The 20,818-nt window shown below is 40.4% G+C and carries 25 protein-coding genes; 15 read left to right on the top strand and 10 right to left on the bottom strand.

Translation table 11 applies throughout. From position 1 onward, the window contains the following. The 12 genes from L1068_RS10940 to L1068_RS10885 form a co-directional block, all read left to right on the top strand. On the top strand, positions 1–634 hold a 634-nt coding region (locus L1068_RS10940; RefSeq protein ID WP_237130286.1), incomplete at its 5' end, for a hypothetical protein. Positions 635–720: 86 nt separating this feature from the next. Next, entirely contained in the window at positions 721–1,038 is a 318-nt protein-coding gene (locus L1068_RS10935) for a hypothetical protein (protein WP_237130285.1), read from the top strand. 156 nt (positions 1,039–1,194) lie between these two features. Beyond that, positions 1,195–1,356, top strand: a complete 162-nt coding sequence (locus tag L1068_RS10930; protein WP_237130284.1) for a hypothetical protein — start codon at positions 1,195–1,197, stop codon at positions 1,354–1,356. A 316-nt stretch (positions 1,357–1,672) separates the two neighbouring features. Next, positions 1,673–2,104, top strand: a complete 432-nt coding sequence (locus tag L1068_RS10925; protein ID WP_237130283.1) for a BLUF domain-containing protein — start codon at positions 1,673–1,675, stop codon at positions 2,102–2,104. A 198-nt stretch (positions 2,105–2,302) separates the two neighbouring features. Further along, positions 2,303–4,324, top strand: coding sequence for a TonB-dependent receptor plug domain-containing protein (locus L1068_RS10920; protein ID WP_237130282.1), 2,022 nt, complete (start codon positions 2,303–2,305; stop codon positions 4,322–4,324). Positions 4,325–4,830: 506 nt separating this feature from the next. After that, on the top strand, positions 4,831–5,517 hold the full coding sequence (locus L1068_RS10915) for a hypothetical protein (RefSeq protein WP_237130281.1): 687 nt from the start codon (positions 4,831–4,833) through the stop codon (positions 5,515–5,517). Between the two features lie 161 nt (positions 5,518–5,678). Further along, positions 5,679–6,083, top strand: a complete 405-nt coding sequence (locus L1068_RS10910; RefSeq protein ID WP_237130280.1) for a DUF1801 domain-containing protein — start codon at positions 5,679–5,681, stop codon at positions 6,081–6,083. An 85-nt stretch (positions 6,084–6,168) separates the two neighbouring features. Then, the gene (locus tag L1068_RS10905; RefSeq protein WP_237130279.1) at positions 6,169–6,513 is read left to right on the top strand and encodes a hypothetical protein; all 345 of its coding nucleotides are present in this window, start codon (positions 6,169–6,171) and stop codon (positions 6,511–6,513) included. A 108-nt stretch (positions 6,514–6,621) separates the two neighbouring features. Continuing rightward, positions 6,622–7,398 (top strand): alpha/beta hydrolase, encoded by a 777-nt coding sequence (locus tag L1068_RS10900; RefSeq protein ID WP_237130290.1) that lies wholly within the window; start codon positions 6,622–6,624, stop codon positions 7,396–7,398. 23 nt (positions 7,399–7,421) lie between these two features. Next, positions 7,422–8,003, top strand: coding sequence for a class I SAM-dependent methyltransferase (locus L1068_RS10895; RefSeq protein ID WP_237130278.1), 582 nt, complete (start codon positions 7,422–7,424; stop codon positions 8,001–8,003). Positions 8,004–8,063: 60 nt separating this feature from the next. After that, positions 8,064–8,351 carry a YciI family protein gene (locus L1068_RS10890; protein WP_237130277.1) on the top strand — a complete coding sequence of 96 codons (288 nt, stop codon included), beginning with the start codon at positions 8,064–8,066 and terminating at the stop codon, positions 8,349–8,351. Positions 8,352–8,571: 220 nt separating this feature from the next. Continuing rightward, positions 8,572–9,738, top strand: coding sequence for a glycerophosphodiester phosphodiesterase family protein (locus tag L1068_RS10885; protein WP_237130289.1), 1,167 nt, complete (start codon positions 8,572–8,574; stop codon positions 9,736–9,738). A 127-nt stretch (positions 9,739–9,865) separates the two neighbouring features. On the opposite strand, the gene L1068_RS10880 is transcribed toward L1068_RS10885, so the two are convergent. The 5 genes from L1068_RS10880 to L1068_RS10860 form a co-directional block, all read right to left on the bottom strand. Continuing rightward, positions 9,866–10,555 (bottom strand): hypothetical protein, encoded by a 690-nt coding sequence (locus L1068_RS10880; RefSeq protein WP_237130276.1) that lies wholly within the window; start codon positions 10,553–10,555, stop codon positions 9,866–9,868. Between the two features lie 223 nt (positions 10,556–10,778). Continuing rightward, entirely contained in the window at positions 10,779–11,075 is a 297-nt protein-coding gene (locus tag L1068_RS10875; RefSeq protein ID WP_237130275.1) for a hypothetical protein, read from the bottom strand. Positions 11,076–11,160: 85 nt separating this feature from the next. Next, positions 11,161–11,601 (bottom strand): GyrI-like domain-containing protein, encoded by a 441-nt coding sequence (locus L1068_RS10870; RefSeq protein ID WP_237130274.1) that lies wholly within the window; start codon positions 11,599–11,601, stop codon positions 11,161–11,163. A 102-nt stretch (positions 11,602–11,703) separates the two neighbouring features. Beyond that, a complete protein-coding gene (locus L1068_RS10865; RefSeq protein WP_237130273.1) occupies positions 11,704–13,032 on the bottom strand; it encodes a HAMP domain-containing sensor histidine kinase in 1,329 nt (442 codons plus the stop codon). Continuing rightward, positions 13,032–13,928: a DUF3369 domain-containing protein gene (locus tag L1068_RS10860; protein ID WP_237130272.1), complete on the bottom strand. Its 897-nt coding sequence runs from the start codon at positions 13,926–13,928 to the stop codon at positions 13,032–13,034. Before L1068_RS10860 ends, L1068_RS10865 begins: the two co-directional genes overlap by 1 nt. A gap of 374 nt (positions 13,929–14,302) precedes the next feature. Between L1068_RS10860 and L1068_RS10855 the strand changes: the two genes are divergently transcribed. The 3 genes from L1068_RS10855 to L1068_RS10845 all read left to right on the top strand — a co-directional run bounded on the left by L1068_RS10855 (position 14,303) and on the right by L1068_RS10845 (position 17,826). Then, a complete protein-coding gene (locus L1068_RS10855; protein WP_237130271.1) occupies positions 14,303–15,280 on the top strand; it encodes a helix-turn-helix transcriptional regulator in 978 nt (325 codons plus the stop codon). 133 nt (positions 15,281–15,413) lie between these two features. Next, positions 15,414–15,770 (top strand): hypothetical protein, encoded by a 357-nt coding sequence (locus tag L1068_RS10850; RefSeq protein ID WP_237130270.1) that lies wholly within the window; start codon positions 15,414–15,416, stop codon positions 15,768–15,770. Between the two features lie 79 nt (positions 15,771–15,849). After that, positions 15,850–17,826 (top strand): TonB-dependent receptor, encoded by a 1,977-nt coding sequence (locus L1068_RS10845; RefSeq protein WP_237130269.1) that lies wholly within the window; start codon positions 15,850–15,852, stop codon positions 17,824–17,826. Between the two features lie 3 nt (positions 17,827–17,829). Here L1068_RS10845 and L1068_RS10840 read toward each other — a convergent pair whose 3' ends face one another. From L1068_RS10840 to L1068_RS10820, 5 genes are all read right to left on the bottom strand, one after another. After that, positions 17,830–18,285 (bottom strand): GNAT family N-acetyltransferase, encoded by a 456-nt coding sequence (locus L1068_RS10840; RefSeq protein WP_237130288.1) that lies wholly within the window; start codon positions 18,283–18,285, stop codon positions 17,830–17,832. 11 nt (positions 18,286–18,296) lie between these two features. After that, positions 18,297–18,938 (bottom strand): glutathione S-transferase N-terminal domain-containing protein, encoded by a 642-nt coding sequence (locus tag L1068_RS10835; protein WP_237130268.1) that lies wholly within the window; start codon positions 18,936–18,938, stop codon positions 18,297–18,299. Between the two features lie 43 nt (positions 18,939–18,981). After that, entirely contained in the window at positions 18,982–19,623 is a 642-nt protein-coding gene (locus L1068_RS10830; protein WP_237130267.1) for a glutathione S-transferase family protein, read from the bottom strand. Between the two features lie 15 nt (positions 19,624–19,638). After that, on the bottom strand, positions 19,639–20,268 hold the full coding sequence (locus tag L1068_RS10825; RefSeq protein WP_237130266.1) for a DUF6058 family natural product biosynthesis protein: 630 nt from the start codon (positions 20,266–20,268) through the stop codon (positions 19,639–19,641). Between the two features lie 66 nt (positions 20,269–20,334). Beyond that, positions 20,335–20,754, bottom strand: a complete 420-nt coding sequence (locus L1068_RS10820; protein ID WP_054978093.1) for a hypothetical protein — start codon at positions 20,752–20,754, stop codon at positions 20,335–20,337. Between the last annotated feature and the right edge of the window lie 64 nt (positions 20,755–20,818).

Here is a 20,818-nt window from a genome sequence, read left to right as displayed (position 1 = left end):
AGCTCTTGCACTAGAGCTTGAACCAAATAAAAAGTATTTTAAGGATACTGTCAGAGCTAGAGTTGAATCTGTTGAAGCGACAGATGCCGAAATATTTAATTTCGTGGAGCAGTTCGGTGAAAATGAGAGAAGAATAAAGCTCACCAGTAATGAGTCATTAGCTAATGAAATTGGGGCTACAATAGTTTATTCGATGGAGTATTACCGAGATAAATATTTTGGACGAAAGAATCATTTAACAACTCATCATGTACCAGCAGCAGTAACATATAAAACACCTTATGGCTATTTGGCAGGAGATTCACAAGGTGAATTTGGTGGCGAACTTGTTTTTGTCGATAACTCTGGCTCAGTCCAATTGATTCAGGATATGAATGTAGAGGATATCTACGAATTTAAGTTTGGTTATGTTGTAACCGAAGGTTTAAGCCATATGTCCAGTGACAATGGAATGCTCTACCTTGTAACGTTCTTGAATAAAAAACCACATTTGACCAAATTGTTCGGTTTAATTGGAGCACCTAAAAGCAGTTTAAAACTTGCCAACGGCGACTTATTAATAAATTCTCGAGAAGGTAGCCAAATTTTAAAAAGTGATGGTTCTTTAGTAAGGGTGTCATGCAAAGGCAGCTAAAAAATAGTTTAAAAGTGGACAAATTATCAAGGCATTAATGCTAGGACTCGATGGAAATCGAAATATTAAAAGTACGGAGAAAATAAATGGACTTTAACCAAACTAAACAAATTCTTGAAACTGTCGCATCCCATGGTAAATCTGGATGCGGTATTATAACTTTGGCAAATCAAACTAATATTAGCCAATCACAACTGAGAGAGTTTCTCGATTCTAATAATGATTTTTTCTGCCAACTAAACAATAAATCCACCTATACACTAAACGCATTTGGTAAATACAAGGGCTCTGTTGAAGCTATGTTGCAATCTGTTTCAGAGCGCAATGAAAAAACAAAGTTAAATCAATTGATTTTGGTTGCATGTGTCGCTTTTGCTTTTGGGTATATTTTAGGCGGCATATAATAAGTTGCTAAAGCACATTTCGGCCAAAAATACTGCCGGACTAAGCTATAACGACACCATTTAGCAAAGCGGAATTGCATTTAATAAAACCAAACAAGGAAGTAAAACATGATTAAAAAGATAATCTCTATCTTAATAGCAATACTAGGTGCTTGGATGTACCTTCATGATGACCCCATTTTTGGCGTTATTCTTGTCTTTACTGCTCTTTTAATTTATCGACATGCTGACTTGGGAGTAAGTGCTTATTCCGAATTTGATTCATCGTCTGATTCTAGCTCTAGCTCGGGAAGCGACGGTGACTCGGGCGGAGATTAGATTCCGCTGCAACAAGCTGGATAAATGAGACAAACAATAGTTGGCTGTTGCTTATGTTTTGCCAATTTAAGCCAACTATTTTTATTTCATTAAAACACGGCGATACATTGGTAAAAAATCAGCATAAAACGTCTAACAAATATTCCAGCTTTAAGTGGTTTTAAAGAAAAAATTCCAGAGTTAGGTGAGTAAGTAAAGTTAAAAACAATAAACCCATTATTAATCAACATACTTTTGAGTAATAAATTCTTAGCGCTACATGGTAAAACATTAGAAATACGCTAAGCTCTGCTAATATAATAGGAAAGAGCATAACGTGATTACAGGGTTAGTGTATCTCAGTGAAGCAACAACATTTTTTGATGAATTAGACCTTAACTGTCTTTTAATCAATGCTGCTAACACCAATCAAAAACACTCAATTACCGGCTTTCTTTATTTTAAAAATGGCCAATTTGTTCAATATATTGAAGGCCCAGCCAACGCATTAGATGAATTATTTGTGAAAATAAAATCAGACAAGCGCCATAGAGTCATAACGGTTATCGACCAAATAGCACTTGATGGCAGGTTATTTCCGGAGTGGTCAATGGCGTATTTTGCCTCGCCAGATGATTCTGATTCGCTAGGTGGGCAAATCTTTTTAAATATGACTCGCTTTATTAGCGATTACGATATGACCCAAGGCGCTAAAAAAAATGCGCTCATAAATCTGCTCGGAACAGTAAAACAACTCAATCACTCATAACTTATCACCATCAAATATTTGCAATATCAGTACCTTTTCCTCCACTTGCAAGCAAAATTCACCTTATTTAATCCATACTTTTGAAGCATAACCTTTCCCATTTAAAGACCAAGTTAGCATAAAACTATACTCTAAATAGTTGATAAAAATAGCAATGCTTCTAAACTATATATATACCCTGCTCATCTGTAATTTAGTATGATTTTCAATCACCTTATGACCTGCATGCTCTTTATTTCGTTACTTATTTTGAGTGGGTTACCGTTTAAAACATACGCACAAACACTGAGCTCTGAAGCTGACCTTTTCTCCTTATCCATTCAAGAATTAATGGACATCGAAATTGATATCGCATCCAACGATAAAAAAGGCATAAACGAACAACCAAGTGTCATAACATTAATCACTCGCAGTACCATTGAAAGTTCTGGTGCGCGTTACTTAAAAGATTTATTAAAACAGGTACCTGGGTTTTGGCTTGGCACCGATACCTTGGGCACATTCTCGGTAAGCTTTCGTGGTATTTGGGGCATGGAAGCAAAAATATTACTGATTATTGACGGCATTGAACAAAATGAAATGGCATTTGGCTCACTGGTTTTGGGAAATCGCTATCCTGTAAGTAATATCTCTCAGGTAGAGATCATTCGTGGTCCTGGGTCCGTTAAATATGGTGGTCAAGCTGCTTTAGCTGTAATCCGCGTCACCACACTCAACCAAGCAACCGGCGACAATAAACTCAATCTGATGACAGACATTGGTAAATCCGGTTTTCATAATGGCATTGTTGGTTTTACTCACTCGGGCGAAGTAACACTTAAATCTTCCCAGTTAGAATATGGGCTTTCTGGTAGTTTAGGCTATGGTGATTACAGTAATGCCACTTGGCAAGCGCTGGACGGTTATCAATTTAACCTGCAAAACAATAGCAACTCGCAACCGACTAACCTAAGCATGAATCTGCGCTATAACGGTTGGGATTTAAATGCACAATATGAAAAGTTAAAACAAGAAGACCGCCTATTGTTTGGCGACTCGGGGTTATTTTTTTCGCCAAACCAGCGTTACACGCAAGCCAATGAGTTAACCTTTTTACATCAAGCGATTAGTTTAGGTAAAGAGTGGCAGCTTAATGATAAGCTCGCGCTAAGCAGTAAATTAACTTACACCAATCAAAAGCCATGGAATAGCCAAGGGCAATATGGTCATGATCTCTCACGCAAAATAAACCGCTCACGCGTTGATGTTCAAGGTTTGTATGCATTAGCTGATAATACCAGTCTCTTGATTGGCTCTCATTATTATTATGAAAAAGCCGAGGTGAGCCAATCTTACATTTTCGACCCAACAGTACGATATTTTGGCAGCAATAACGCGTCAAATAATGATTATTCGTTGTACGCCCAATACGAATCGGATTGGGATTTTGCCAACATACTTGCCGGTATCCGCTACGAAAATCACGACTTAGCGGGGCCTGAGCTGGTACCTAGGCTGTCACTGACCAAAACTTGGGACAAGCTTCATACAAAATTAATCTACAACGAGGCATTTAAAATACCGCAATTTGATACCGTAGCTAGTGCACACAATGCAGGCACTCCCATATTAGATCCAGAAACCAGTAAAAGCTGGGAAATGGAAACAGGTTATCAATTAACCGAAACGACGTCACTCGTAGGTAACTTATATTTATTACAAGTAGATAATTTTATTGGTTTTAATCCGCAATCAGCCAGTAATACAACTCTCGGTGATTTTAGAACAATGGGTATGGAGCTGCAACTTAAGTGGCAATTAGATAAGCTCCATTTCAATGCGAATTATTCATACTTTACCGTTGAAAAAAGTAATATTGATTCCTTCACTATTCCATCAAACAAAGATGCGGTTTTGGGTATTCCAAACCATATGTTTAAGGCTGATTTCCACTATCGTTTTACTGCCAATTCGCGCTTTCATCTACTGGGTAGAGTTATTTCGGGTCAATATGCTTGTACTAATGATCCAAACTTTATCTGCGGCGAGCCAGAAAAATTAGATACGATTTATGATGTTGATGCTTTCTATCAATTTAGAACCACTCATACGTTATGGAATTTTGGCATCAAAAACCTCTTTAATAGCAATGTGTATGCGGTACAACCCTTTAAAGGGGGCCAATCACCTATAAACTACGAAAGCACACGCGTAATGTTGGATTTTCAGTATTCGTTTTAACTAAAGCACATGATTTACTAATATACACACGTGACTTGTTCAAACGTTAAAAGGGTGTTGCAGATGCGCTTTGCTTTTGCTACTTTTAGCATCCGTTAGGAAGTAAGGACGACCTTACCGCTCCATTTTCATCGGGGACGGCCCCACCCAATTTAATTAGGTGGCGTTATGTTTCTGAGTTATCTCGCGCTTTTTGGTGCATCACTTTTCGAAATTTTATGGGTTGGGCTACTCGGCGCTCACACATCCGCAAAATCTCATTTTTATACTCTTCAACTGTGCACTTACATGGCTTTATGCTTGCATCTGCTTGGCGTTGCCAGTAAAACAATTCCAATAACGTTATCGTATACTATTTGGGTTGATCTTGGCATTTTAGGGCAAGCAATTATTCAACACTTCGTGTTTAAGAACACCCTGTCGATTACTGCTTGGGTATTTACATGCAGCCTCACTATCAGTGTTTTGGGGTTACTTTTTTCACAAACAAAGCATGGAGTTATGTAATGAAAACCATATTGCCAATTATTTTATCCATTTTACTTGGTGTTGCTAACGGTGCCTCTGCGAAAAACAGTAGCCACCCGCATAACGCACGAGTTGGTTTACATGGCATGCTGCTTTTTTCAGATGGGCAATCACTTTATGCGTCACACTTACCTATGTTTCATGCTCCCCACGACATGCAGTTAATTGTGCGTTTTGAGCTCGCAAACAGTGTAAATCACACTAAGTTGCGAAATGCGCTAGCAAATAGCTCAAATTATTGGACGCTATCGCCAGAACGATTTGACCTAACCCAGCTAGCCCAAGATAAAAAAGGAATATGGCAGTTTACGGCTGATCTATACTCAGATCATTTTGAACGCGGTGGAACGCTTGAATTACCTCACCAAAACATCATTGTGAAAGACGTTATTTTTAGACAACAGCTTAATCCGGATATGCCAAAAACTGCGGAATACATTCGCCTCACTCCCAATGGCGTAACAAGGCAATTCTATGCCCGTATTATTGAAGGTAAACCTGGAGTTGATCACTTTTTTTGGATTAACAGCGCATCATCGCTAATGCAAAAATTTAACATAGAAGGTATGAGCACACACCTTAGTAATGAGGAAATTGCACACCAACTCAATGTTAATCCAATCAAAGTTCACGCATACTACCTAGAGCATGGCGATTTAAAATAGTGTTTAAGGTAGTTAATACCATTTTTAGCAAAGAGTGCTACTAGCCCGCGGTATAAATAAACTTGATTAAGTACCAGCGCGTATTAGCCTTTTTGCTCTAATTATTTGTGACCAAAACATAAATAAGATTTATAGAACCCTAATCGATAGCAGGAAGCGACATGAACAATGAAGTACAAAAGCGTTTGCGTACTTACCCTCTTCACGTACAGCAACGTTTAGAAGAATTACGCAGCCTAATATTTTCACTGGCAACAGAATTAAACTTAGGCGATGTTGATGAATGTTTAAAATGGGGCGAGCCAAGCTACAGTGTGAAATCAGGTACGCCAATACGCATGGACTGGAAGCCCAAAAACCCTCAATACTATGCATTGTATTTTAACTGCCGCACCAAGCTTGTCGATACGTTTCGTGAACTCTATCGCGATGCATTTGAATTTCAAGCAAACAGAGCAATAATACTGCCGCTCAATAAGCCTTTACCGCATCATGTTATTCGCCAATGTTTAACACTCGCATTAACCTACCAGCGGCGTAAACACCTGCCGTTACTAGGCGCTTAGCAAATTAAATAATACAGTTATTTACAATACATGTACCTAAAATTAAGTCATAATCGTGCAAATACGTTAATCAGAATATTACCACATGAATAAGCTTAAGATTTTAAAATGGTGTATCGCAACGTCTCTTGTTGTTACTGCTTTAATTTTTGTGAACACTGCATTTTTTAATTATTGGACCATAAGCTTGCCCGATAAAAGCAAGTTTGCTTGGAATGAGCACAGTAAACACAATTTAATGTGGGCCGCATCGTGCACATTATTTGCTGTCATTATTATCAAAAAGTCACACAATAAATTTAAAGTCTGGCTAGCAGTTGCTGCAATCACCCTCTCTGTTACGCCATTCTTAAACGAATTTTTACACTCAGACACCTGCTTAGATTCAGGTGGAAGTTGGAATTACAGTAAATACACCTGTGACTATTAGGCTATTTGGCTAAGGGCAAACTGGTATTAGTTTTTGTCTTAAAATATTCACCTCCCACCACCATAACAAGGAGTTATTTTGAAATTTTGGTTGTTATTCGCAAGTTCACTGCTCACTTTTAATGTTTTCGCTACCGCTCAATTTACAAAAGTAAAAGGGGTTACCGTCGAATACCAAATAGCTGGTAGCGGTGAGCATACCATTTTATTAGAAGCCGGAGGCTCGGCAGGTTTATCCGATTGGGACCCTATTTTCAACACGCTAACTCAGCATGCGCGTGTTATTCGCTATTCGCGCATTGGCAATGGCGGTTCGCAAAAACTAACTAAAAATTACAGCTCTGAAGAATATGCAGAAGAAGCGCATTTACTACTTGCTGCACTAAAAATTAATAAACCCGTGGTGTTAATTGCCCATTCTTACGGCGCTTACATCGCAAGACGATTTGCGGCAACTTACCCAACACAAGTAAGCGCATTAATGCTGATTGAGCCAGCCTCAGAGCACGATGTCGATATCATGCGCCAAATTAACTTAGCACAAGCAGAAAAAGAAATTGCGCAAGTAAAACTCGACGACCAAGCAAATGGGCTTTCTAACCAATATTTAGATTTTTGGTCTAAGCGCCCGTTGCCCGACTACCCGCAAATTCCAGATATTCCGGTTACTGTGATTGCATCAGTTAAGAAATTTGAAAATCCTCCGTTATTATTTTTTACTGACGAAGGGCGCAAAATGTGGGGGGAGTTACATACCGATTGGGCCTCAGCATTTCCACAAGGAAAAGCCGTATTAACAGATAAAAGTTATCACTTCCCGCAAAGAGACGAGCCCGAAATGGTTGTAAGCGAAATACGTGCTTTACTTACGCGCATCAAACCTTAAACACTTTTAAAACAGGAACAAATATGAGCAATAGTTGGGATGAATATGCCGATGGCTGGGACAGCAACCAAGATGTGATCCTTTATGCCGAAAACGCTTTCAAATCACTTACACAATATGCAGAACTAAATGGCCTACGCGTGCTCGATTTTGGTTGTGGTACAGGCTTGCTTACAGAAAAAATTGCGAAACAAGCCGCAGAGGTCATTGCCATTGATACATCAGCGAAAATGATTGATGTGTTAAACGCCAAATCGCTTACCAATGTAAAAACGCTTTGTTGTGAACTATCTGAATACGAAATTACAAATAACCCATTGTTAACAGAAAGTTTTGACTTAATTGTTGCATCATCAGTGTGCGCGTTTGTGCCAAATTACCAGCAGTTATTAACCTTGTTTAAATGCTTGTTAAAACAAAACGGTACGTTTGTACAATGGGATTGGCAGCACAACGAGCAGGATAACTTTGGTTTTACACCAGAGATGATCAGCCAAGGCTATAAAAACGCAAACTTGCTTATTGAAAGCGTGACGAACGCATTTTCATTAACCAGCAACAATAGCACTATGCAGGTATTAATGGGCATCGCTAAAAACAATTAAAGCGTATTGGCCTTTTCGCGCTAATAATCAGACTTTGCATTTATAAATCAAGGACGACATATGTTTATTATTTCACTCACCTACCAAGTGCCACTTAACGAGGTTGATAAATTTATACCTGAGCACATTGAATACCTAAATGCCCAATATGAAAAAGGACATTTCATTTTGTCGGGCCGAAAAGAGCCAAGAACAGGTGGCGTGATCATTTCAACCATTAACGATCGCAAAACACTGGAGCGCGAACTAGCACATGACCCTTTTTATCGTGAAAACATAGCCAGCTACGAGATAACAGAAGTTATACCGACTAAAGCAGTCACCGAGCTGAAGTTTTTGATTGATTAGCCAATGTCATTTAGGTAAGGCCGTAAAGTAACAAAATCACACTGCTAGTGCTCAAGTATTAATACACCACAGCAAGGTTAATATGCGCATTGCCAAAAATAATGTGTTGTTTCACATTTTGTCATTTTATTGTGCTGTAATGGGCAAATCATAACTATAAGGGTTATATATGCGCGCGATAATTTTCTTGATGATCTTGCTTCTTAGTGGCTGCCAAAGCATGTCACAAACACATAATGAAAAAGTTGAAGTGGGTGTGCGACCATATTATCTCGTCTCGAAAATGGACAACTCACCACTTAAAACCCAGCTTGAAAGTTGTAATACAAATACCTTCGAAAAATCCGATTTTTCTATTGGCCATCGCGGAGCGCCACTGCAATTTCCAGAACATACCAAAGAGTCTTACCTTGCTGCAGCAAAAATGGGCGCGGGTATTTTAGAATGTGATGTCGCCTTTACTAAAGACAAAGCCCTAGTATGTCGCCATTCGCAATGTGATTTGCACCAAACAACAAACGTGCTGGCAAAGCCAGAATTAGCTAAGAAATGCCGCATCCCTTTTACTCCAGGTGACAAGTCCCTTGGCAAAAAAGCACAAGTAGAGTGCTGCACGTCCGATTTTACGCTCGCAGAGTTTTTACAGTTATCAGGCAAAATGGACGGCGCCAACGTGTACGCCAAAACGCCGCAAGACTACCTAACTGGCACACCTAATTGGCGCACTGATTTATATGCTGCTAACGGCACTTTAATGACTCACCAACAAAGCATTGACCTATTTAAAAGTCTCGGTGTCAAAATGACACCTGAGCTTAAAAAGCCCCAAGTAACAATGCCGTTTGATGGATTATCACAACACCAATACGCAAAAATGCTTATCGGCGAATATAAACAAGCGGGTATTTCTCCAAGCGATGTATTTGTGCAATCGTTTGAGCTTGGCGATTTACAATATTGGATTAAACATCATCCTGATTTTGCCACGCAAGCTGTGTATTTAGACGATGGCTATGAACAAGATAATTTTGATCACAATAACCCCACAACGTGGCAACACAGCATGAGCGAATTAAAAGCCATGGGCATCAACATTATTGCGCCACCACTTTGGGTGTTGGTAAGTTTAGGTGAAAAGAATCAACTGATTGAATCAGCCTATGCGCTAGAGGCAAAAAAAGCCGGACTAAAAATAATTACATGGACGTTAGAGCGCTCAGGGCAACTCACACAAGGTGGCGGTTTTTATTATCAATCAGTTAAACCGGCAATTAAAAATGAAGGTTTTACCTTAGAGTTGCTCGACTTTCTCGCTAAAAAAGTAGGTGTAATTGGGGTATTTAGTGATTGGCCCGCCACCACTACTTTTTACAGCAACTGCGCGTAATCGCGCAGTTGAGGCATAGCTTAAAGTGAAATGACACAACACAGTAGTTTTGGCAGTTATATACTGCCAACGCAGTGAAAAAGTGCTAAAAGTAATCACCAAACAGCAGTTAGACTTAAATATAGGTTTAAGCAGCCTTTGCGCGACGTGCTTTTGCTAAGGGGCTTAACTTAACCCAGCGAAACAAATACATAATAATGAGTTTGGTCACGCCGCTGGTGATTGCTAAAACAAGCAACGGCCACCCTTGTTTCAGTCCCATACTAAAGGCAAACGCAATGGTGGAGATATCCATCATCAAAATAAACTGACTCATTTTTAAATCCACCGCACCTGTAGAACCAGAACGAATAATCACATAAATTTGATGTGCGTAACCCTGCGCAATTAACGCCGATACCAACAAAATAATGGCTGTCGAAATTAACTTACCGTTATCAGCAAACGTTTCGCCCACAAACAACCCTAAAATTGAGCCCACTAAACAAACGCATGCCAAACTCATGCTAATAAATGCTAAATGTGTTTTTCGGTCTCGCCATATTTCTATCAAAATGCCCAACACAAGTAGCGATGCCACAAGCCTAGGCCATACAATGTAATGATTAAATGGTGCTATGGAATAGCCATAAATAAAAAACGATAAATACGCTAAAAAACTCACCGAAAATTGATTCAGCGACAAAAGTGCAGTTGGCGAATCGCTGCATTGCGCAGCCTGTTTACGTTCAAAAACGGTTTTAAGCTGTGAAAAAACACCATACAAACTAACGACAATAAACAGCGTATTAATAGTGCCAAACAGATTATAAAGCATGACTAGCAATCTTATTTAAATTGAAATTGTCGACAAATATAAAGTATAAACTTAAATTAAGATCATTTTTTATATTTATAAGCGTAATATTGTCGACAATATAAAAAAGGAAACCAATGTGCCCTTGCATTTCAACGTAAAAAGATAGGGCTAAAGAAGGTAAAACGCCGCACATCAAACACGCAAATGTTCACGTACAACCGCTTAAGGTGGCATAAATAATTTATTTATAAATCGCGACGTTTTCTTGTCTTAATAGGTAGTTAGCTACGAAATAATAAAGCACAAATGCGCCAGCAATCATCACTGGCAGACCAAGGTTATTGTTATTAATAAACGGTGTATGAACCACAATTGGCAAAATAATGACGCTATAAAGCAAATAAGTAAGCCAAAAAGCCTTTACTCGTTTTAGCGTTAGCCGTGTTTTGCAGCCATTACATTTAAAGTAAACAGGAAATGCAGCAAGCGACAATGAAAATGGATTTAACTTTTGTTGACAGTTTGGGCATTTGTTCATGGCGCTAACAATTGATATTAAACAGTTTTTATATTGTGGTGGCTGAAAGTAAAATCAGCTCACCCACTTAAACACAGCTATCGTGTTATTTTACCGCAATGCATACATCTATTTGATTGCCATTTGGATAGTATTCAAAGTCAGTGGTAAACAAGCGTTGATGTTCACACGCATCACCTGCGAAATACTGCCAAACTTGCGTCCACGCATCTATTGCGATTTGTGGCATATCACCTTTATGGCTAAACACCAAATACTTGCCTTCATTAATCGTAATTGCTTCTAGATTATCTGGGTAAGATGTACCGTCAAACCCCGCTAGCACATTAAACATGCCGGTGTGATCTGATTCATAATCGTAGTAAACGCCGTAAACCCGTTCACCACCTTGATAGTTTACCGGTACCTGTGCATCAAACGTTTGCCACAGACCCGGAATTTTACCATTTGGCCCCATTTCAGCATTGTTATTAGTTCTTGTTGAGATACCATGAATAATCGTTTCACTAACGTGTCGTAATTCCATTACCAACCTAATATTTGATTATTATTTGCCGCGCAGCATGACATAAATACGCACGCTATAAAAGTCAGTAACCATTATCCCAAAACTTTAATTCAAAATTAGTTACTTGCCCTCGAAATAAACACTTACTTTAGTGCCTTTATTTTGTTCGCTGTTAATAACCAAGCGCCCATTTAACGACCCCGTAACTAAATTGTGCACTATGCTCATACCAAGCCCCATGCCGCCCGATTTACGGTTTGTTGTAAAAAATGGGTCAAGAATATGTGCTTGTGTGTCTTCGTCCATACCAATGCCGTTATCGGCTATTTCCAGTGCATAATTAGTAGCATCGCCACTTAGCCTAATGGTAATAACCTTTTCAGCTTGGTTGTGCGTTTTTGGAAAGGCGTGTTTTATCGCGTTCGATACTAAATTAGTCACCACCTGAGCTAAACGTGACGGGTACGTATTTACAATTAACGCGTAAGGTGGCAGTTCAAGTTTAAATTGAATACCCGCACTTTTTAGCATTGGTTTTAAACTTGTAGAAATAGACGAAACCCACTCAACTAAATTGACGTCGCTTTTCGGATCCGTATGAAAATCGGTCGCGATCTGCTTAAAGTTAACCACCAATTCACTGGCGCGGTTTAAATTAAACTCAACACTTTCACCTGCCTCTTTCGTATCAATCAAAAAAGCGTCTAAATCATGTTTGCTGAGGGTATTGCTCGCTAACTTTTTAGCAAGCTGATTAACCCCAGCAAGTACCGTTGAATTACCTAACATAGCAACACCTAATGGCGTATTTACTTCGTGTGCAACACCTGCCACTAAACGCCCTAGCGACGCCAATTTTTCTTGTTCAATAAGCTGTTTTTGCGAACTTTTTAACTGCTTTAATGCGCTTTCTAATTCATGGGTGCGCGACGCTACTTTTTGCTCAAGTGATTGGTTTAATTCAAACAATGCATGTTCTTTTTCAGCGCGTTCTAATTCAGCAGAAATACGTCCGGCAAATAATTCAAATAACGACGCAACCTCTTCGGCGTTTTCGATTGGTTTACTGTAAAGTGCTACAACTAAGCCGAATACCGCGCCTTTTGAATCGTGTAACGGTGCGCCAATGTAACCGTCGATGCCCATATCAATAAGCAGTTGATCTTTTGGGTATAAGTTACAAATTTTACTGGGGAAAATACATGTAGAATCGTCACTTACATCAGCACACGGGGTGAATTCCAGCGAGTATTCAAAATTTTCGGCAAATTCGTCACCTGCCACTAACGACATTGTTTGGGATACATTGCGTATCGCATCTAATTTGGCAATAAAGGTAAACTGCGCGCCAATTGATTTATGCAGCTGCATCGTAATGGTATCTAAAAAATCTTTACCATAAGACGATTTAAGCGAGGTTATGATTTTATCAATATTGAAATGTATCATCACATTGCTCCATTCACTTTGCTGATCAGTGCACACACATGTTCAGTAAATATTTCCACCAGCTCTATGGCATTGTTATCGAGTTCAGTGTCCACTTCTAGCACAACCACAGCTTCAATTTCATTTTCGCTTTTATAATAAATTCCGGCGAAATTGCCCTCATAAGTAAGCTGTTTGGCAGCAGTAACCGTGTTAATAAATTCAGGTACATCAATGGCTGAAGAACTATCACTTTGCGCGTTAATTACTGTGGTATTAGTGCTTTTTATATTTATCACCGACGCTTTGCGCTTATTGATCACTAGCTCGGCTTCATAGGCGTCTAGCACATCGCTCAAATAGGTGAGTAAATTTGTCGAAAACGATTCTATATCGGCGAGCTTATCGACTTTTAGCACCGAATTTAGCAAGGCTTTTAACGCATTCTTGTAACTGCACAAACGGGAAATATCGCGAAACGAACGTAATGAGGTATAGAACAAATGATGCAAGCTATCAACGGTAATTTCGGTTTTGGCTTTGTAACCGTCAATATCGTAGTTTTTAATCACTTCGCTCTCTGGCGCAAGTCCGGCTTGCCCTGTTCTTAACACAATACGCGTATCGCGATTATTTAACTCACCACGAATAAAGTTAACGAGCTTTAAACCCGCGTCGTCAGTTTCCATTACAACATCGAGCAAAATAACGGCCACATCGAGATGTTCACGCAAAAGCGCTCTTGCTTCGCTGCCACTATAGGCACTGTAAAATTCAAGGCGACGCCCCATAAACTCGAACGTCTTCATTGCTAACTTTGTTGCTTTGTGTACTTCTAAATCGTCATCAACAATCACTACTTTCCATGGTTTACGGTTATTTGTAATTGTTTCTGATTCTTCGGCAAGCCAATCCATCTTTTATCCAGCAATCGCTATTTTGCATACCAATCTATCAACTAAATTTATTTCACAAAAGGACTTAAATCAAAACTAAGTAAGAAAACTAAAAGCGCATCAATATGACTTACCGTTTTTTGAACTTGCCAGTTTGTTTTCTGAATATTGCGATAGGGCTGCAACAAAAACGCGGCAAAAAAGTTATAAAAACGCATAAATAATTTACTGGTCGATTAATCAATAAACGGTATGCTAGAAAGTAAAAAATTGCCGTTTTTTAGCAAAAACAAGTAAATGCAACTGCCAGTTGACAAGATTCCAAGCTAGCTTGCTAGTGTGCAACCGTTGAAATTCCTAAGCTAGAGGCAGTTTAACAAACAGAGTAACGAACAATGATCTTATCCGAGAAAATAATTACATTAAGAAAGCAACTAGGCTGGTCACAAGAAGAATTAGCCGAAAAAATGGGCGTATCGCGCCAATCGGTTTCAAAATGGGAGAGCACCAACAGCATTCCCGATTTAAATAAAATTATCAAATTGGCCGAACTGTTTAATGTCTCAACCGACTTTTTGTTAAAAGACGAAATCGAAACGGCTGAACACTTAGAAGAGCGCGACAATGACTTAACACAAATTAGCCTAGAGCAAGCTATCGACTACGTAAACACCAAAAAAGCCCAAGCCATTCTCACCGCAAAAGGCGTCGCATTTTTTGTATGCTCGGCTGTGCCGTTATTTTTTCTGTTGGCATTAGCCAATAACAACAGCATTGCGTTAAATAAAAATACCGCAGTGGTGTTTGGTATTATTTCAATTTTTATTCTAATTGCAGCAGGTGTGCGCTTGGTGATCCAAACCAATCAGTATGAGCGTGCCATTGCCCCCATTGAAAAAGGTAAATTTGAATTGATGTATGGTGTGCATAGTGCCTTTAGTGAGAAAATCGACGCATTCACACCTAAGTACAACGGCAAAGTATCGCTCGCTGTGACCTTATTTATTACCAGTAGCATTCCATTATTGTTAGTTATTATGCTGATTGGTCGCACCGATTTAACCTTGCTGATGCTCGCCGCGTTATTGTTTATCGTTACCTTAGGTTTATGGGTGATTATTCCTGCATCAAGTGAATATGAAGCCTATAAACACGTATTAAACGAAGGGGATAAAAACCGCGAACTCACCCAAAGTGAACGCAACGCACTCAAACTTGCACCGTTTTATTGGCCTTTAATTGTCGCTATTTTCCTAGCATGGAGCTTATGGACAATGAACTGGGGCGTTACTTGGATTATTTGGCCTGTGGCAGCAGTGCTATTTGCCGCGCTGGTGGGGTTGATAGGTTTAATGAGCAAAGACACGGATTAGTGTTCACAGCATGCAACCTGTTTAATCACCAAGCTGGTTGCATGCTTTAAAATATGCAGCAGTCATTTAAAGAGAAACTTCACATTCTTCATAAAGCCTTTTAGAATACCGCTGAATTTAATGTGAGAGTGATATGTTTAAGCCATTCGTACAATTGGTTGTATTAATAACATTGTTATTTGCCTTTACTGGGCAAGCAGTGGCAAACCACTTTGCGCTATCGGTAGAATCACTTAATGACACTCACACTATTAGCTCGCAAATTGATGTCACTTCCAACGGAAGCGAAGAGAGCGACGACTGCTGCGATGTTGAATGCTGCGAAAGCGACTGTATTTGTCCCGCCAATACCTGCGCATCATTTTTATATTTGTCACCGCTGGCACAGCATCCTGTGCAGCTCATTAATAACACTTTCCACCAACACTATATGAGCTCACCGCTTAGCCGAATAGAGTCCCCATTTAGACCTCCCATTTTTAGTGCCTAGGGTTAGTCCCTTTAAAATCCGTTACAAAAGGTTTTAATGCACACTTTTTAGGCTTGCACGGCATATATTTGAGGTAAAAATGTACACACAAAAATCACGTTTAGCGCTCGCGCTAATGCTATCGCCATCACTTTTAGTTGCTGGTGAAGACCATCATGATGAGCATCATCACGAGCATGGCGAAAAGACAATTGAAAAAATCCAAGTGACCGCATCCCGTTTAGGTCGCATCGTCACGGAATCAGCAACCCGTATTGAGCTAATAAACGGCGAAGAAATCCAAGAAAAGGCGCTGATGCGCCCTGGGAATATTTCGATGTTGGTGGCTGAAACCGGTGGCGTACGCGTGCAAAATACTTCGCCTGCGCTTGGCAGTGCGAATATTCGTTTACAAGGGCTGTACGGCCGTTACACCCAGTTATTAAGCGATGGTTTACCACTTTATGGTGGCCAAACTGCCTCTATTGGTTTATTACAGATCCCGCCCACCGATCTAGCCAATGTGGAAATTATAAAAGGCTCAGCTTCATCGCTTTATGGCGGTTCAGCGTTGGGCGGCGTTATCAATTTAATTTCGCGTACACCAAACGATGAATTTGAAGGCGAGGTATTACTGAACGCCACTTCAAAAGACGGGCAAGATATTACAGCCTATTTTGCCGCGCCAGCTAACGATAAAACGCGAGTGTCAGTTACCGCTGGCGTGCACAATCAACACCAGCAAGACTTAGATAACGACGGTTGGTTAGATATGGCAGCGTATCAGCGTGCCACTGTCAGGCCGCGCATGTATTGGGAGAGCGAGCACGGTGCTAACCTGTATGTAACTGTTGGCGCGATGCAAGAAACTCGTGAAGGCGGAGCAAAACAAGGCGCAGTGATGCCAGATGGTAATCCGTACGCACAAAACCAAGATACGCAAAGACTCGACACCGGTTTTATCTTCGATAGCCCACTGAGTGATGAGATGAACCTCAATATTCGCGGCTCTGCAATGCAGCAAGATCATCAACATGAGTATGGCTCAGTATTGGAAGACGACAGTCACAAAAGCTATTTACTTGAATCAAGTGTCTCTGGCTACGCTGACTCACTTACATGGCTTGTAGGCGCAGCGTATCAGTCAGACCGATTTGAGTCTGATGACTTCGCTATGTTTAACTACAACTATCATGTACCTGGGTTATTCTCTCAAATCGATTATGATGCAACGGATGATGTGTCGATGTCACTGAGTGCGCGCAACGATTGGCACAGCGAATATGGCACCCAATTTAGCCCGCGCGCATCCATACTCTATCGCCCTGAAAACTGGACTATTCGCGGCTCATACGGAAAAGGGTTCTTTGCCCCTACGCCGTTTATTGAAGACATTGACGATACAGGTTTATCGCGTTTAGCACCGCTTGAAAACCTGCAAGAAGAAACCGCATCAACCGCATCCATTGATATTAGTTACACCCTTAATAACATTGAGTCGAGTGTTACTTTATTTTCCTCTGAAATCGATAATGTCACCGAATTACAGCCCATCAACCCTGAAGAATTTGGCGGTAAAACGGTGCGCATTACAAATGCCGAAGGACAAACTGATATTCATGGTGCAGAGTTATTACTGCGTTATCGCTGGCACGATATAAAACTGACCGGCAGCTACTTGTATCTTGATGCCAGAAAACAAAATAGTAATGGCATGGGGAGTGTACCGCTTGATTTAACCCCCAAGCATTCTGCAGGTGCTGTTATTATGTGGGAAGAGCATGGTAGTCATTTAGTAGGTTTTGAAGCTTACTATACAGGCACACAACACTTAGAAAATAACCCATACCGCGACAAGAGTGAGGCATATTGGCACCTAGGTCTTTTAGGTCAAATTACCTTTGGCAGAGTAAGTTACTTTTTAAATGCAGAAAACTTACTCAACGTACGTCAAACAAAAACGGACTCGCTCGTACTCCCACAGCAAGACCCAAGCGGGCGTTGGACGACTGATATTTGGTCTCGCAATGATGGCTTTACGGTTAATGCGGGCATTCGAATTAAATTTGGTCACTAAACCTTAACTTCGCGCTGCAAAGCAAGACTGAGGCTTGCTTTGCAACTTACTCTTTAATCGGAATAAATTTTTTGTCATACCTTGGCTTTTCGGCGCAACCAATCGATAACCTAATTTTTCGTAAAAAGCGGGCTCATCAGCGATCATAGACACGTACGAGCCTTCAAGCGCGACCGATGCTAAATAGTTATCAATGTATTGCATCACCTCACGGCCTAAACCACAACCGTGATAGGCTGGGTCTACCGCAATATCCACCACTTCAAAATTGCACGCGCCATCTCCAACTACACGCCCCATAGCTATTAACTTTTCATCATCGCGTATTGAAATGCCGTACAAACTATTCGGTAATGCAATACTTGCCGCTTTTAACGATTTTGCAGAAAGCCCTGCTTTAATTCGCATCTCGCAAAATTCGAGAGGGCTTGGTACGGTTTCTTGATAAATTAACGCCATCATCGCGCTCGCTACGATAGATAATCGAGAAGGCTTAGCCCTTCTTTTTCACACACGGTTTTAATCGCACTGTGCTGTGCTAGGTTTTTTAAAAAACGCGCTAAGTTGTTAAACGCAAGCGGCGGCTTTTTAAATTCGTCAGCCCATACACACAACATAAATAAGAAAAAGTCACAGGCCGTCACACTTTGCCCAACCAAATAATTTTTATGTTTTAGTTCATTATCAAGCAGCGCGAGCATATCGGTAATGCGTGCTTCTTGCGCCTCAACAATCTGTGTTGCATGCTGTGCATCTAAGGTGTGTTTTTCAGGGTAAAAGTACACCATAAGTTCAGCCTGAACCGTATTGGTTAGGTACATCATCCACTGGAAAAATACCGGGCGATTAATATCACCTAATGGCGGGATCAAATTCGCATCTGGGTGATTTTCGGCTAAGTGAATGCAAATGGCAGGACTTTCAAAAATTGCAGTGCCGTTATCAATTAAGGTAGGAATGCGCCCTGCAGGGTTTAATGCCAAATACTCTGTTGATTTTTGTTGATTACTTTTTCTGTCGACCTTAATCAACTGATACTCTACGCCCAGCGCTTCAAGTATAAAATGCGGCGCCATACTGGCATTAAGCGGATAATAATATAACTGATACACAGAACCTTCCTTTTAATGTGATTGCCATTAATAAATCATAGGGTTAGAAGTCTTCTCGGGCTTTTAGTTCGGTAAAATCACTCATCACCCAAGTTTTATAACCGGGTCGAAATTTAAGCTCGTAATACCAATCACTTGCGCGTTTTGGCAAAGGTATCATTAACCCTTGCGACGTTAATCGGTAACTCACTGCGCCAACAACAATATCTGCAAGTGAAAGCGTGCTCCCTGCCAAGTAAGGAGTTTGCTGCAATTGCTTATTAATGGTTTCTAAACAATTAATGCAACTGTCTAAATGACGGTTGACTGTCACCATATCGCGTTTGTTAGGCGGCATTCGGTAATATCCCCAAAAAGTGCCCATAAAAGCAGGCTGAAAAATGGTTTGCGACCAATCGAGCCAGCGTTCATAGAGCGAACGCTCAAACCCGCATGCCGGATACCACATCGGGCTGCCGTATTGTGCCGCTAAATACCTCAATATGGTATGCGACTCCCAAACAGCTCGCCCGTTATCGACCAATACAGGTACTTTGCCCATCGGATTGAGCTGTTTAAACTCGCTATTTTCTAAACCACCAAAACGACCGCCTAGCTCAATATGCTGAAAGTCGAGATTCAGTTCGGTTAAAAACCACAGCACTTTTTGCACATTAAACGAGGTAGTACGACCATAAAGCTTCATGATGCAGTCCTGTAATTAAAATTGATATTTACGTCTTACTTCATCCACTAAACGATGACGAGAACTGTTGTTTCGCTCATGTGGCGCAAACAGTGCACTGGCACAATCAAGCAAAGTAACCGCTTGTTCAAGTTGTGTCAGTTGAGCGTTAGTTAAATTTTCCTGCTCGGTAAGTTCATTAATAATCACGATGGCAAACTCTTTTGCGGCAATGTCCTCTGGTAAGCCAGACTGCGTACATAAACCATAAATACCGTTTTGAAAATGCTGCCACTCACTTTCAATATGTTGCGATAACCCATCATTTACTTTGCTATTTTGCGATGCAAACCCTTGTGCTTTAAGTTCGGCTATCGCGTTTTGATAACGCGTAGAGAACAACTTATAAGCAGAGTGCTCATCACTTATAGACTGCAAGTTACCAAGCCAAGCGGTATAGCCTTTGGCATAATATTCCACTGTGTGTGCCTCGGCATGTATGCCAAAAAATGAGTCGCTTTCAACATTCATCGCCAACTTATATGAACACTTTGGCATAAGCCCGTTAGACTGCCACTGTTCAAACACACTTTCAGGTATTTTGCTTAGCTCAAGTAGTTGTTGTTTGGTATAAAAGTGTGCGTTTAAATAATTAATTAGTTCCAAAATAGTTACTCAATATGCAATGCGCTAAACCTAACTCAAACGGCTTAGTTGAAATCTGTAAAATCACTATAAAGTTGCCCATGTTTGTTTAATGCCAATCAAATGCACTAGACCAAATACTAAGCAAATCAGTGAACTCCAAAGCCAAAATTCGGGGCTTCGCCCGATAGGGGATGAAATAAAGAAAAATCCCGCAATGCCGCGCGCCAAATATATAAACGTAATTAAAATCAACGCCAAGCGCAGTAAAGGTAACTTTATAAATAATCCTGCCGCAGAAAACGCATAGGCAGACCAGATTGCGAGCACCACAAAGATAACACTCGTAATAAGCGCAGGTTGATGACTGCCTTGCTCGGCAAGCCTTGCCATTTGTTCACCTGCGCCCAACATACGATACCAAGGCGCACCAAAGTAAATGCACGCCAAATGTAACAAGGCGGCGCAAGCACTTAACCCGCCTGCAATTAACATAAATACGTTCATATTTGCCTCATTTTGCTTTGCTAGCAACAACTCACGTTGCACGTTATTTCGCCATTAACACAAT

The sequence above is a fragment of the Pseudoalteromonas sp. MMG024 genome, assembly GCF_021654175.1.
In the GTDB taxonomy this organism is placed as follows: domain Bacteria; phylum Pseudomonadota; class Gammaproteobacteria; order Enterobacterales; family Alteromonadaceae; genus Pseudoalteromonas.
Note: the sequence above shows the minus strand (reverse complement) of the source record. Positions and strands in the feature narration are given on the sequence as shown.